This window comes from Stenotrophomonas maltophilia group sp. RY12688 (assembly GCF_052149045.1).
Lineage (GTDB): Bacteria > Pseudomonadota > Gammaproteobacteria > Xanthomonadales > Xanthomonadaceae > Stenotrophomonas > Stenotrophomonas sepilia.
Map to the genome: position 1 here is coordinate 1541808 of NZ_CP197389.1, position 10632 is coordinate 1552439.

A 10632-nucleotide genomic window follows, 5' to 3' on the forward strand; every position below is an offset into this window, starting at 1 on the left:
ATGAACTATTTTGAGCTCCACCTCGGTGACTACGCAGCAGCGACGGCGCACCTGTCGCTGATCGAGGACGCCATCTACAGCCGTCTCCTGCGCCGGTACTACCTGCAGGAAGAGGCGTTGCCTGCCGATGTGAAGCAGGTTGCCCGCTTGGCTGGCGCTCGTTCTCAGGAAGAGCTGGAAGCGGTCCAGGCTGTGCTGGACGAGTTCTTCACCCTGACCGACACCGGCTGGCACAACAAGCGCGCTGACGAAGAGATTGCGCGCTATCAGGCCAAAATCGAAGCCGCTCGGGAGAACGGGCGTCGCGGCGGTCGCCCCCCAAAGAACCAACAGGTTCAAGAGAAAGAACCTAAAGAAACCCAACCCTTTTCGCTGGGTTCCGTTTCAGAAACCCAATCGAAAGCTCTCCATACACCAGACACCAATCTCCAAGAAGAACAGCAAGAGCAACAGCATGTGCAGCCGCTGGCCGCACGGTGCCGCTTCGCCGACTTCTGGGCTGCTTACCCGAACAAGAAGGGCAAGCAGGAGGCCGAGAAGACATGGAAGCGCCGGAAGCTGGACGGGCGCTGCGACGAGCTGATCGGCCATGTGCGGCTGATGGAAGCCCATGACGACGGCTGGCGGCGCGGTTACGTGCCGATGGGGTCGACCTACCTCAACCAAGCCCGGTGGGAGGACGTGCCGCAGGAGTCGGCAAGGGCAGGGCCTCAAACGGCCCAACCGATGACGCAGCTGGGCAAAACCGCGCAAGCACTCATGGCTTTGGAGGCATTTGGAAATGGTGGACTGGATCAGTCGGGAAATTGCGGAGGGCCTCAAGAGGCTCATGTGCTTGGGCCTGGAGCGGACTCCGGCAGCGGAGGTTATCCAGCTGACCGCCGCCGTCTGGCTGGAGGCCATCACTGAGGGCCGCGAGTTTGACCAGCAGCTGGACGCACCGCGCTTCCGTAGGGCCTTCGCCGTGTTGTGCCGTGACTCCCGCCAGTGGCCGCTCCCATCCTCGCTGCTGGAGGCTATGCCGCCTCGCGAACAGCTGGCGATCACGAAACAGCCGATCAAGGCCAATCCGGAGCGTGCCGAACAGGCCGCCCGTGAACTGGCAAGTGTCTTGGGGATCCGTCGATGAGCAAAGCATCAACCGTCCGCCTCCTGCACGCCGAGCGCTGCAGCGTGGCCGAGATCGCCGCAGTCGTGGGCTGGAAGCTGTGCGACGTGCGCTGGTTCATCCGAACCTGGATTGGGGGTGAGAAGTGAATGCCACATCTCCTAGCGACTGGAAGCTGGAAGGCCATGGTGGCATGACTGAAAAGCAGCGCAAGATGCTCAACGCCGTTTGCGGAGACCTGGCTGCGCAGCTTTCCTGGCATGGCAATCGCCTGAGCAAAGACGACTGGCGCCACATGGTCGCTGGCACGGTCTTGGGCTGGCGAATGATGCCCGCTATCGACCGTGGAGAAGGTGCACAGGGTTTCATCATGCTGGGCGGATCCAGCCTGAAACTCTCCCGCTCGCAGGCAGCTGAGGCAATAACAGCGCTCCTGCAGATCGGCGACCACCCCGACGAACAAGGACTTTCGGCCAAGCCCGTGCGCTGGTCAGACGTGGTCCTGCTTGGACTCGGCTTTAACCCCAACGACTTTGCGGAGGCAGCATGAACCTTGAAACGATCAACATCGGCGACCGTCTGTCATTCCATGAGGAATCCATCTATGGCGAGGTGGTTGAGGTCATGCGTAATGACGGCGGAGAACTGGCATCAGCCGTAGTGAAACTAGACAACGGCGAGTTTGCAGCGCTGGATCTTTCGGCTCTGGAAATCGCAAGGGCGCACTGATGAACCTCGAACAGATCGACACCAGCACTACGGCGGGGAAGGCCGAGGTCATGAGATGCCCAGTTTGTGGCGCACATTGGAGCGTGCATATGGCATACACATGCGTTGGCGGATTCCATGGCTCGCGCGCTGACCTCGCTGGGGAGAAGGGCTGATGGACGCCATCGAGAAGCGGGCGCAGGAACTGCTGGCCGACGAACTCGGTGAATACGAAGCGAGGCTCTTGGTGGAAGCTTGGGTGGCACCGTGACGACCCGTGAAGCAATGGCGGCAATCATCGCCGCCCTCACGCTGGCGGATAAATTTGAGGCTCAGGCTGATGCGGCAATAGAAGCCGCGCAGATAGCCCAGCGTCGAGCTGACCGCTCAGCCCTCACGCCGCCCGAGGGCTATGTAGTCGTGACCCGAAACGAGGCAGGCCAGGCCGTGGCAGTCACACGGCAGGACGACGATGGCCGGATTCTGTCGGTGATCGCGGAGTTGGGGCCGCCCGAGGGCTACGTGCTGGTGCCGGTAGAACTGCCTGACATGGGGGGCGCCCCGAATTTCACTGAGGGTAAGTACAGCCGCAGCAACTGGCATGCCGCAATCGCTGATTTGCAGTGGCTCGCCGCTCGCCCGGAGGTGCCGTAATGGACTTCTCCGACTACAAGACCCGTAGCCGACTGACCGAGGCGAGCAACGCCGGTTACAGCGCCAGGCTCGACCGCAAGCCGATCACCTCGTGCCCGTTCGATGAAGGCACGGACGAGGCCAAGGCGTTCCAGCACTACTGGGGCCTGGCGGATCAGGACGAGCATCGGCGGCAGGGGAGGGCGGCGTGAAGCACTCCACCGGGACCCCGACCGCAGCCGAGGCTGCCCGCATTGCGGCCTGCAAGGAAGGCCTGTGCGTGGCCTGCGTCATCCGCAGCGAGCAGGAAGACGCGCCGCAGTTCTTCATGGTCCACCCAGGCTGCGACTACCACCACCTGCTGAGTGGCGGGCGGCGCATTGGGCACATGGATGGGCTGGGCCTTTGCGCTTGGCACCATCGCGGGCTGGTCAATTGGGGCTGCACCCATCAGGAAATGAGGGCCCATTACGGCCCTAGCCTCATGGACGGCAGCAAGACGTTCCACGCGGCATTCGGCAGCGACGCCGTTCTGCTGGAGCGCCAGAACAAGATGCTGGGCATCGGGGAGGCGGCTTGAGTCTCGTCATCCTCCCATGGCCCCCGTCGGTGAACCGCTACTGGCGCACGTTCCGGGGCCGGATGCTGATTTCGGCTGACGGGCGCTCCTACCGACAGGAGGCAGTCGCCGCAGCTGTCACTGGGAATCGATTCGGGTCGGCAAAGGTCAGAGTCAGCATCGAGGCTTGGCTGCCGGACAACCGGCGCCGCGATGTCGACAACCTGCTGAAGGCTCCCCTTGATGCCCTGTGCCACGCCGGCATCTACGACGACGACAGCCAGATCGTGCAGCTATCCATCAGGCGGGCAGGGCTGGACAAGGCCAATCCACGCCTGGAAATCACGCTGGAGGCAGCATGAGCGCGCTCGACACCCAGATCGGGGGTAGCCATTACCGAGAGGGCGGCATCCAGCCGGTTCAGTACATCGAGGCCAACCAGCTCGGCTTTCTGGAGGGCTGTGTGGTCAAGCGCCTGACCCGCCACAACCGCGATACTGGTAAGGGTAGGCAGGACATCGAGAAGGCCATCCATGAGCTGCAACTACTGCTTGAGCTGAGGTACGGGAAATGAGCCGCGCACAGCAGATCCGGCAGTGGCTGGCAGAGAACCCGGGATGGCACTTCATGGGCGATGTCTGCCAAGGGATGGCGGGGATCGAATCCAAGCGAGTCGCCCATGACGTGGACCAGATGGCACGGCGCGGCCAGATCCAGAGCCTCGGGCGACACGGAACAAAGCGCTACAGCTTCGGCAGCACCATCAATGAAAAGGAGGCTCCTCATGCAAGCTGATACCTTCGGGGCATACGTTCGGGCCGAGCTGGAGCATTGGGGCAGGGAGTTTGCGCTACACCGCGACTGTGAGTACCTGGGTCACCAATCAAAGAACCTGCTAGCTGTCCTGATCGAACACCATGGCGAGATGCCTGGGCGGGTGCAGGGGTTCAAGCCGCTGGAGACGGACCTGCGCGCCCAGCGGGTAGAGGACATCGTCTACAGCATCGGCAGGGACCAGGTGGTCTATGCCTGCGTGTTGCGTGCCTACTACTGCGGCATGGGTCGTAGGAAGGTGGAACGTTGGGAGACGGCCAACCTTCTGTTGGTGCACGTCGGGGAGAGGCCAGTAAGCCAGCGGCACTACCTGACACTGCATGACGTGGCGTTCGCAGAGGTGAAAGGCGCCATGCGAGGGATCGCGATGGCTCAGGCAGCCTGATTTGAGGTGTTTTTGGCGAAGCCATCTTGCAGAGGTGCGCACCTCTAGAGTAACTTTTCAGGCACTGTGACATAGAAGCCTCCGAATTTCGGGGGCTTTTTCTTTGCCCGCTTCCCCGTCCAGATCAACCCTCGCGCATAGCTGGCAGCGGGGCGGGCGCCCATTGGAGAGAACCATGGCCGAGATCAGCGAAACCAAAGCTGGCGGCCGGAACATGGTCGCTTTCCTTGACATGTTGGCGTGGTCCGAGGGGACCAGCACCAGCCCAGCAACAAAGGACCGGGGCTACGACGTGATCGTGACTGGTGTGGATAGGAAGCCGGAGACGTTCTCCGACTACTCGGTCCACCCGTTCTCCAAGGGCCGCGAATCGAAGCTGATCACCCGGAAGGGGCTGCGCTCTAGCGCGTCTGGACGCTACCAGTTCATGTTGAAGGACTATGCCCACTACAGGGATCTGCTGAAGCTTCCTGACTTCGGCCCGCTGTCTCAGGACCTTTGGGCCATTCAGTTGATCCGTGAGCGCCGAGCCATCCCGCTTATCCAAGCGGGACGGATTCAGGAGGCGATAGCGCGAGTCCGGAACATCTGGGCAAGCCTGCCTGGCGCTGGTTACGGGCAGCCCGAGCGTGCGCTGGAGAAGCTGATCGCTGCCTACCGTAATGCTGGTGGGGCGGTAGCCGCATGACTGAAACCATGGACATCCTGGTCCGTATCCTCGCCATTGTCGTTCCCTGCCTGATGCTGGGCGTAGGGGCACTGACGGGCTGGATCTGGATGCTCTGGCAGGACCACAACAAGCACAAGCTCTATGTGGCCGAGAACATGCTGAAGCAGGGCGCGCTGCAGGAAGTGAAGGAAGAGATCCACAGCCTGCGGGACGTGATCTACCGAATCGCCACCAAGATGGACGTTCCAGTGTTCTCGGAGCCCTATAGGAAATGAGCGCTAACGATGAGCTGGCGCGGGATTTCCGTGCGGGGCTGGAGCGCCTTGATTCGGCGCTTGGCCGTCTGAATGGGTCATCCGCCAACGGGAATGTGGTCCGCCTTGAGGGCGCTGGTTCCGTGTGGAACGGAATCGCCATTGGCGTGGCTCTGGCTGGGGTGGTGATGGGTTCGGCCTGGATCGCCCACACGGCGTCCAGTGCTGAGGTGGCTGTGCGCCAGGCTGAGGCCTACCGCGCTGCTGTCTACATGGTGGCTCCCAAGGCCGCTGAAGAGATCGAAAAAGAACTCCAGCGCAAGAAGGAGCGCGACAAGCAATGAGCAGCCCGACCCCAATCATCACCCCGCCTAAGCGTCCGGCGAAGGCCAGTTTCCTGCCGCAGGGCATTGCCCCGATCAAGGACACCCTGAAGCACTGGACCACCTGGCTGTGGGGTGCACTGCTCGCCAGCCCGGACGGCCTGTACGCCGGGGCAGCCGCCCTTGGCATGTTGGCTGATGAGGCCATGCCATCGGCCATCACCACTTTCATCCGCATCTTTGCTGGCGTCGGCTTTGTCGCCAAGTTCATCAGCCAGCGGAAACCGCAGGCCTGAGATGAGCATCCTGTCCCGTGTCCTGCTGGGATCCGTATTGCTCCTAGTGGGCGTTGCCGTGTGGCAGCGCGGGACGGTAGCTCAGGCAGAGCGCGCCCGAGACAACGCCCAGACGGCCAAGAATGTGGCCGAGCAGGAGCGCGACAACGCCATCGCCGTGATCGCGGTCGAGCGCCAGCGGGTCAAGCGTGCCGAGGCAGTCGCAACCCAGTACGAGCAGGAGAAGGCAGATGCTGAATCGAAAGGCGCGGCTGTCGCTGATGGCCTGCGTGCTGGTAACCTCCGCCTGCAGCAGCGCTGGGCAGGCTGTGAGGCCCGAGTGTCCGACCTTGCCGCCGCCTCCGGCCAGCCTGATGGTGCCGCCGACGACCGAGCAGACAGTGCGGGCCGAATTGTTCGTGCCGCAGCAGCCTGTGACGCCCAAGTCCGTGGGCTCCAAGCCTTGGTGAGGGCTGACCGTGAGTGACATCGGTCGAGTGACCCGCTGCGTAGTGTCGGCCCACAACCGGGATCGCGTGCACTACGGGCAGGTCTACAGCCCCGAGCGGCGACAGCTGGTCACCGACTTCAACGGTGCGCTGCCGCCAGGGGTGACCATCTCCAAGGCAACGTGGAACACCCTCGACAACTGGACCGGCGTCATGTCTGACCCGGTTGTAGATGGCCGCAAGGTCTCGATCAATGTGCAGGCCCAGATCGACGGCGCCTGCTGCATCCGCCTAGACGCGGAGCTGAGCAACGGGGAGCGCTACTGCCAGTGGCATGTCCTGCGCATCCTGCCCGCCCGCTATGTCCGCAATGACAACTGGATCACCGGCCCTCAGCAGCTGGTGGCATTCCCACCCGACATCCCCCTTTCGTAAGCCATGGCACGCCCTACTGACTACAACGACCAGATCGCTGACGTGATCTGCGAACGGATAGCGGACGGTGAATCGCTACGGGCCATCTGCGCCTGTGAAGGTATGCCTAGCAAGGCCACCGTGTTCAGGTGGCTGGGCAAGCACAAGGAGTTCCAAGACCAATACGCACGTGCGAGGGATGAGCAGGCTGAATCCTTTGCCGACGAGCTGGTTGCGATCTCGGACGAACAGGAAACCGTGGTCAAGGATGCCGACGGCGGGACGACCATGGTGGTGTATGACTCCACGGCGGTTGCTCGTAATCGGCTGCGGGTCGACACCCGCAAGTGGGTGGCAAGCAAGCTGAAGCCCAAGAAGTACGGCGACCGCCTGGACAGCACGGTCACTAACGTGACGTTGACCCATGAACAGTGGCTTGCCTCGCTTGAAGACTGAGGAGGTCGAGGCGCGGCGCCGGCTGCGGGACGACCTGGAGTTCTACTCCAAGAACTGCATGTTCATCCGCAGCAAGTCGGGCGCCGTCCAGGCGCTTCGGTTCAACAGGGCTCAGGCCTACATTCATGAGCGGCTGGAGGAGCAGAAGGCCGCTACCGGGAAGGTTAGGGCGCTGATCCTGAAGGGCCGTCAGCAGGGTTGCTCGACCTACGTCTCTGCTAGGTATTACCACACGTCATCGTGGAGGAGGGGGGTTAGGACCTTCATCCTGACGCACGAGGATGCGGCTACTCAGAACCTGTTCGAGATGGTGAACAGGTATCACGAGAACTGCCCCGAGTTCGTTCGTCCCAGCACGGGGGCGGCAAACGCCAAGGAGCTGTTGTTCGATGGCCTGGACAGTGGTTACAAGGTCGGAACGGCTGGCACCAAGGGCGTCGGCCGCTCTAGCACGATCCAGCTGTTCCATGGATCTGAGGTGGCGTTCTGGAAGAACGCGGAGACACATGCGGCTGGCGTTCTGCAGGCGGTGCCTAATGAGGATGGGACCGAGGTCATTCTCGAATCCACGGCCAACGGCATCGGCAACTTCTTCCACCAGAACTGGCAGGCAGCTGAGCGCGGTGAAGGCGACTTCATAGCTATCTTCGTGCCGTGGTACTGGCAGGAGGAGTACCGCCGCACGGTGCCGGCCGGATTTGAGCTGGATGAGGACGAGCGCTCCTACGCCCAGCTGTATGGCCTGGACTTGGAGCAAATGGCGTGGCGCCGGAACAAGATTTCCGAGCTGAAGGACGCCGCGCTGTTCAAACAGGAATACCCGGCTACAGCAGCTGAGGCATTCCAGATGTCCGGCCACGACAGCTACATCAAGCCAGCATTGGTGGCCCAGGCTCGTAAGACCATCAAGGACCCGGCTGGGCCACTGGTGATCGGCCTGGACCCGGCGCGCTTCGGCGACGACAGCACAGCGATTATCCGGCGCCGAGGCGGCAAGGCGTTTGGTCTGGAGCGCCGGGCCAAATGGGACACGATGGCAGTTGCGGGCTGGGCCAAGAAGGTCATTGATGAAGAAGCCCCTGCCAAGATGTTCATCGACGTTGGCGGAATCGGTGCAGGTGTCTACGACCGGCTGAAGGAGATGGGTTACGGCAAGGTTGTCGTGGCCGTCAACTTCGGCTCTGCCCCGCAGGAGCCGCCTAAGGATGGGGGCGGGCCCGCCAACCGTCGCGCCGAAATGTGGATGCGGTCGAAGGAATGGCTAGAAGAGATCGCGGGGGTGGAGATCCCCGACGACGACGCGCTGCAGGCCGATGCCTGCGGGCCTGGATATCGGTACGACAGCCATTCACGGCTGATCCTTGAGTCAAAAGAGCATATGCGCGAGCGAGGCATCAGCAGCCCCGATGGTTGGGACGCGTTGGCGCTGACGTTCGCTGAGCCTGTGGCAGTGGCTGCCCCTATCCGCCTCAACTTCGCATCGGAATTCGCCTAATGGCTGAGTACAAGAACACGCCAGAAGATCCGAAGTTCGCGACGGAGCGGTCGGGCGTGGACAAGGAGGCGCTCCACAAGGAGATGCTGTCCCGGCACCAGTACGCCCGCGACTACTGGCGCAACCAGTACCGGCTGGCCGAGCAGGACATGGAGTTTGCCTTCATGCCTGATACGCAGTGGGACGAGTGGATGGCCCAGACCCGTGCTGGTCGCCCCATGTACACGGTCAACAAGCTCCGTCAGGCAATGAAGCAGATCACCAACGACCAGCGCCAGAACAGGCCGCAGGCGAAGGTGAGGGCAGTCGAGGATAGCGATGCTGACCTGGCCGAGATCCGTCAGGGCCTAATCCGCAACATCGATCAGACCAGCGAGGCCGACCGGGCACGGGACACGGCCTTCCAGTTTGCGGTGGGCGGCGGCTACGGCGTGTGGCGCGTCAACTACGGCTACGAGGATGACGGCGGTTTTGACATGGTCATCCGCAAGGAAGAGATCGCCAATCCGTACACGGTGGTGTTCGACCCTGCGGCCAAGTCAAAAGATCGCCGAGATGCCCGCTTTGCCTTCGTGGACAGCACATGGGCACGCTCGGCATTCCGGGAGAAGTGGCCTGATGCGAAGCTCCTTTCGGTTGATGACTGCGGCGAGACGCATCGCGACTGGTTCCAAGAAGAGGAGGTGACCGTCTCGGAATACTGGTACAAGACCAGCGAGACGTACACCCTGGTCCTGATGTCCAACGGCGCCTCCTACGACGAGGCTGAGATCGCCGATGTGCTGGACGAGATGGCCCAGGCAGGAATCACTGTCCAGCGCAGCCGCAAGGCAACCCGCGAGAAGGTCTGGCAGTGCATCGTGTCCGGCGCGGAGATCCTGGAAGGCCCCAACGAGTGGGCCGGCCGTTTCATCCCGCTTGTGCCGGTGTGGGGCGAAATCCTGAACCTGGGCGGTAAGGAGACGTTCTTCGGGGCGGTCCGCTTCGGCAAGGACGCCCAGCGCATGTACAACTACGAGCGGTCGACCTTTATCGAGGTTCTGTCCGATCAGCCATATGCACCATTTATGGCGCCTGCTGAGTCAATTGCTGGATATGAAGGGCAATGGCAGTCGCTAAAGACTAAGCGGCCTCCCGTGCTGTTCTACAAGGCCGATGCATCCTTGCCGAATGCAGGTAAGCCTTCACGCGAGCCGACAGCGCAGTTCCCGGCAGCGTTGGCCCAGGCCGCTGCTATCAGCAGTGACGACATCAAGGCTGCGACCGGTATCTACGATGCGAGCCTGGGCGCTCGGTCCAACGAGACGAGCGGCAGGGCAATCTTGGCGCGGCAGCGTGAGGGCGATGTAGCCAACTTCGACTACATCGACAACCTGTCGTACGCCATGAAGTACGACTTCGAGATCACGAACGACCTGATTACCAAGATTTACGACACCGAACGCCAGATCCGGATCATCGGTGAGGACGGCGCAGAGAAGGTGATCCGAGTCAATCAGACAGTTGTTGATCAGCAGACGGGCCGCGAGGTGACATTGAATGATCTGTCTCAGGGGCGGTACGACATTGCAGTGACCATCGGTCCGAGCTACACGACCCAGCGGATGGAAGCCGCCGAAGCGATGATGCAGCTGGCGAATGACCCCAGCCCACTGGGCATGGTTGCCAAGTATGGCTTCATCAAGTCGCTTGACATGCCGGGCCTTGAGGACGTGCGTAAGGCCGCCCGCCGAATCGTCGCCCAGGCCGGTTTGCTTGAGCCGGAAGAGGGTGAAGAGCTTCCGCAGCAACAGCAGCCTAGCCCTGAGCAGCTGGCTCAGGCGCAGAAGATGCAGGCTGATGCGAAGAAGTCCGAAGCGCAGTCGGTTAGCTACATGGCCTCGGCCCAGAAGGACGCCGCCCAGGCTGAATCCATCCAGTTGGACAACATGTCCAAGGAACAGCAGGCAGAGCTACAGGAGCTATTCCGAACGTTCCTGACAACGCAGATCGGAATGCAAGGGGCCCATCTGGGCCCCTTCTCTTTTCAGTGATCCAAAACCGTACCGGTGAGGTTCACCGGGCCAATA

The 10632-nt window shown here is 62.0% G+C and carries 20 protein-coding genes; 19 read left to right on the forward strand and 1 reads right to left on the reverse strand.

Annotated elements, in window-relative coordinates:
- From ACS0OT_RS07235 to ACS0OT_RS07305, 15 genes are all read left to right on the forward strand, one after another.
- Window positions 1–909 (forward strand): YdaU family protein, encoded by a 909-nt coding sequence (locus ACS0OT_RS07235; RefSeq protein ID WP_442256126.1) that lies wholly within the window; start codon window positions 1–3, stop codon window positions 907–909.
- Between the two features lie 216 nt (window positions 910–1125).
- Window positions 1126–1257 (forward strand): hypothetical protein, encoded by a 132-nt coding sequence (locus tag ACS0OT_RS07240; RefSeq protein ID WP_258012092.1) that lies wholly within the window; start codon window positions 1126–1128, stop codon window positions 1255–1257.
- Between the two features lie 44 nt (window positions 1258–1301).
- Window positions 1302–1658, forward strand: a complete 357-nt coding sequence (locus tag ACS0OT_RS07245) for a recombination protein NinB (protein ID WP_442256127.1) — start codon at window positions 1302–1304, stop codon at window positions 1656–1658.
- Window positions 1655–1837 carry a hypothetical protein gene (locus ACS0OT_RS07250; protein WP_053505092.1) on the forward strand — a complete coding sequence of 61 codons (183 nt, stop codon included), beginning with the start codon at window positions 1655–1657 and terminating at the stop codon, window positions 1835–1837. The genes ACS0OT_RS07245 and ACS0OT_RS07250 overlap by 4 nt, the downstream gene beginning before the upstream one ends.
- A 246-nt stretch (window positions 1838–2083) precedes the next feature.
- Window positions 2084–2470 carry a hypothetical protein gene (locus ACS0OT_RS07255; protein WP_442256128.1) on the forward strand — a complete coding sequence of 129 codons (387 nt, stop codon included), beginning with the start codon at window positions 2084–2086 and terminating at the stop codon, window positions 2468–2470.
- The gene (locus ACS0OT_RS07260) at window positions 2470–2661 is read left to right on the forward strand and encodes a hypothetical protein (RefSeq protein ID WP_442256129.1); all 192 of its coding nucleotides are present in this window, start codon (window positions 2470–2472) and stop codon (window positions 2659–2661) included. Before ACS0OT_RS07255 ends, ACS0OT_RS07260 begins: the two co-directional genes overlap by 1 nt.
- The gene (locus ACS0OT_RS07265; RefSeq protein ID WP_442256130.1) at window positions 2658–3029 is read left to right on the forward strand and encodes a Ref family recombination enhancement nuclease; all 372 of its coding nucleotides are present in this window, start codon (window positions 2658–2660) and stop codon (window positions 3027–3029) included. The genes ACS0OT_RS07260 and ACS0OT_RS07265 overlap by 4 nt, the downstream gene beginning before the upstream one ends.
- A complete protein-coding gene (locus ACS0OT_RS07270) occupies window positions 3026–3370 on the forward strand; it encodes a RusA family crossover junction endodeoxyribonuclease (protein WP_442256131.1) in 345 nt (114 codons plus the stop codon). Before ACS0OT_RS07265 ends, ACS0OT_RS07270 begins: the two co-directional genes overlap by 4 nt.
- Window positions 3367–3582 carry a hypothetical protein gene (locus ACS0OT_RS07275; protein WP_442256132.1) on the forward strand — a complete coding sequence of 72 codons (216 nt, stop codon included), beginning with the start codon at window positions 3367–3369 and terminating at the stop codon, window positions 3580–3582. Before ACS0OT_RS07270 ends, ACS0OT_RS07275 begins: the two co-directional genes overlap by 4 nt.
- On the forward strand, window positions 3579–3803 hold the full coding sequence (locus ACS0OT_RS07280; protein ID WP_442256133.1) for a hypothetical protein: 225 nt from the start codon (window positions 3579–3581) through the stop codon (window positions 3801–3803). Before ACS0OT_RS07275 ends, ACS0OT_RS07280 begins: the two co-directional genes overlap by 4 nt.
- Window positions 3793–4227 (forward strand): hypothetical protein, encoded by a 435-nt coding sequence (locus ACS0OT_RS07285; protein WP_442256134.1) that lies wholly within the window; start codon window positions 3793–3795, stop codon window positions 4225–4227. Before ACS0OT_RS07280 ends, ACS0OT_RS07285 begins: the two co-directional genes overlap by 11 nt.
- Window positions 4228–4402: 175 nt before the next feature.
- A complete protein-coding gene (locus ACS0OT_RS07290; protein ID WP_442256135.1) occupies window positions 4403–4915 on the forward strand; it encodes a glycoside hydrolase family 24 protein in 513 nt (170 codons plus the stop codon).
- Between the two features lie 8 nt (window positions 4916–4923).
- The gene (locus tag ACS0OT_RS07295; RefSeq protein WP_401733461.1) at window positions 4924–5172 is read left to right on the forward strand and encodes a hypothetical protein; all 249 of its coding nucleotides are present in this window, start codon (window positions 4924–4926) and stop codon (window positions 5170–5172) included.
- Window positions 5169–5495: a hypothetical protein gene (locus tag ACS0OT_RS07300; protein ID WP_401733458.1), complete on the forward strand. Its 327-nt coding sequence runs from the start codon at window positions 5169–5171 to the stop codon at window positions 5493–5495. The genes ACS0OT_RS07295 and ACS0OT_RS07300 overlap by 4 nt, the downstream gene beginning before the upstream one ends.
- On the forward strand, window positions 5492–5770 hold the full coding sequence (locus tag ACS0OT_RS07305) for a hypothetical protein (RefSeq protein WP_442256136.1): 279 nt from the start codon (window positions 5492–5494) through the stop codon (window positions 5768–5770). The genes ACS0OT_RS07300 and ACS0OT_RS07305 overlap by 4 nt, the downstream gene beginning before the upstream one ends.
- 43 nt (window positions 5771–5813) lie before the next feature.
- On the opposite strand, the gene ACS0OT_RS07310 is transcribed toward ACS0OT_RS07305, so the two are convergent.
- Window positions 5814–6194: a hypothetical protein gene (locus tag ACS0OT_RS07310; RefSeq protein ID WP_442256137.1), complete on the reverse strand. Its 381-nt coding sequence runs from the start codon at window positions 6192–6194 to the stop codon at window positions 5814–5816.
- 34 nt (window positions 6195–6228) lie between these two features.
- On the opposite strand from ACS0OT_RS07310, the gene ACS0OT_RS07315 reads away from it, so the two are divergent.
- From ACS0OT_RS07315 to ACS0OT_RS07330, 4 genes are read left to right on the forward strand one after another with little or no spacing between them, the layout of a single operon-like run.
- Window positions 6229–6633 carry a hypothetical protein gene (locus tag ACS0OT_RS07315; protein WP_442256138.1) on the forward strand — a complete coding sequence of 135 codons (405 nt, stop codon included), beginning with the start codon at window positions 6229–6231 and terminating at the stop codon, window positions 6631–6633.
- Window positions 6634–6636: 3 nt separating this feature from the next.
- The gene (locus ACS0OT_RS07320; protein WP_401733447.1) at window positions 6637–7068 is read left to right on the forward strand and encodes a terminase small subunit protein; all 432 of its coding nucleotides are present in this window, start codon (window positions 6637–6639) and stop codon (window positions 7066–7068) included.
- On the forward strand, window positions 7058–8563 hold the full coding sequence (locus ACS0OT_RS07325) for a hypothetical protein (RefSeq protein WP_442256139.1): 1506 nt from the start codon (window positions 7058–7060) through the stop codon (window positions 8561–8563). The genes ACS0OT_RS07320 and ACS0OT_RS07325 overlap by 11 nt, the downstream gene beginning before the upstream one ends.
- Complete coding sequence (locus ACS0OT_RS07330; protein ID WP_442256140.1) at window positions 8563–10596, forward strand: portal protein; 2034 nt, start codon at window positions 8563–8565, stop codon at window positions 10594–10596. Before ACS0OT_RS07325 ends, ACS0OT_RS07330 begins: the two co-directional genes overlap by 1 nt.
- The last annotated feature ends 36 nt before the right edge of the window (window positions 10597–10632 follow it).

Excerpts from the sequence above, each read along its gene's own strand:
- ACS0OT_RS07290 (WP_442256135.1), top strand. The coding sequence starts at position 4,403 with ATGGCCGAGATCAGCGAAACCAAAGCTGGCGGCCGGAACATGGTCGCT.
- ACS0OT_RS07275 (WP_442256132.1), top strand. The coding sequence starts at position 3,367 with ATGAGCGCGCTCGACACCCAGATCGGGGGTAGCCATTACCGAGAGGGC.
- ACS0OT_RS07235 (WP_442256126.1), top strand. The coding sequence starts at position 1 with ATGAACTATTTTGAGCTCCACCTCGGTGACTACGCAGCAGCGACGGCG.
- ACS0OT_RS07330 (WP_442256140.1), top strand. The coding sequence starts at position 8,563 with ATGGCTGAGTACAAGAACACGCCAGAAGATCCGAAGTTCGCGACGGAG.
- ACS0OT_RS07250 (WP_053505092.1), top strand. The coding sequence starts at position 1,655 with ATGAACCTTGAAACGATCAACATCGGCGACCGTCTGTCATTCCATGAG.
- ACS0OT_RS07280 (WP_442256133.1), top strand. The coding sequence starts at position 3,579 with ATGAGCCGCGCACAGCAGATCCGGCAGTGGCTGGCAGAGAACCCGGGA.
- ACS0OT_RS07295 (WP_401733461.1), top strand. The coding sequence starts at position 4,924 with ATGGACATCCTGGTCCGTATCCTCGCCATTGTCGTTCCCTGCCTGATG.
- ACS0OT_RS07305 (WP_442256136.1), top strand. The coding sequence starts at position 5,492 with ATGAGCAGCCCGACCCCAATCATCACCCCGCCTAAGCGTCCGGCGAAG.
- ACS0OT_RS07245 (WP_442256127.1), top strand. The coding sequence starts at position 1,302 with ATGACTGAAAAGCAGCGCAAGATGCTCAACGCCGTTTGCGGAGACCTG.
- ACS0OT_RS07300 (WP_401733458.1), top strand. The coding sequence starts at position 5,169 with ATGAGCGCTAACGATGAGCTGGCGCGGGATTTCCGTGCGGGGCTGGAG.
- ACS0OT_RS07260 (WP_442256129.1), top strand. The coding sequence starts at position 2,470 with ATGGACTTCTCCGACTACAAGACCCGTAGCCGACTGACCGAGGCGAGC.
- ACS0OT_RS07285 (WP_442256134.1), top strand. The coding sequence starts at position 3,793 with ATGCAAGCTGATACCTTCGGGGCATACGTTCGGGCCGAGCTGGAGCAT.
- ACS0OT_RS07240 (WP_258012092.1), top strand. The coding sequence starts at position 1,126 with ATGAGCAAAGCATCAACCGTCCGCCTCCTGCACGCCGAGCGCTGCAGC.
- ACS0OT_RS07320 (WP_401733447.1), top strand. The coding sequence starts at position 6,637 with ATGGCACGCCCTACTGACTACAACGACCAGATCGCTGACGTGATCTGC.